The organism is Pseudomonas sp. P5_A12, from assembly GCF_056400685.1.
In genome coordinates this window covers 1-600 of the sequence record NZ_JBFUKU010000633.1, presented here as the reverse complement: position 1 = coordinate 600, position 600 = coordinate 1, and the positions used below count along the sequence as shown (strand labels likewise).

1 protein-coding gene is annotated in these 600 nt (G+C 59.6%); it reads right to left on the bottom strand.

Going from position 1 to position 600, the window contains the following annotated elements; all coding sequences use genetic code 11:
- Window positions 1-67: 67 nt before the first annotated feature.
- Window positions 68-600 (bottom strand): type 1 glutamine amidotransferase domain-containing protein (locus AC1DSG_RS31610; RefSeq protein WP_477794360.1); only part of this gene is annotated, 533 nt, incomplete at its 5' end.

The following is a 600-nucleotide window of genomic DNA, read 5'->3' as shown; positions in this document are numbered from 1 at the left end:
GCGCCAGATATTACGACTGCTWCGCAGCCGGACGCAGGCTGCGCCAGCTGCTACAGGGTGCGGTGTTTCAGCGGAGTTTGCTTAGCAACGCCTCGGCAGCCGCTTCGGACGATGCCGGGTTCTGACCGGTGATCAGCAATCCGTCCGTGAGCACGTAGCTCGCCCAATCATCGCCCTTGGAATAAATCCCGCCCTTCTCCTTGAGCATGTCCTCCACCAGAAATGGCACGACATCCGTCAATTGCACCGCTTCTTCCTCCGAGTTGGTGAAACCCGTCACGCGCTTGCCGTTGACCAATGGCTGGCCATCCGCGCCTTTGACGTGGCGCAATACGCCCGGCGCATGGCAGACCGCCGCAACCGGTTTACCCGCCTTGATAAACGCCTCGATCAGCGCAATCGAAAAAGTGTCCTCGGCCAAATCCCACAGCGGGCCATGACCACCCGGATAGAAAACCGCATCGTAATCTTCGACTCTCACGCTGTTCAGCAGCGCCGTAGAAGCTAATGCGGATTTAGCCGCCGGGTCTTTATTGAACCGATCCGTCGCCGCGGTTTGCGCGTCCGGCTCGTCACTTTTTGGGTCTAGCGGTGGTTGGC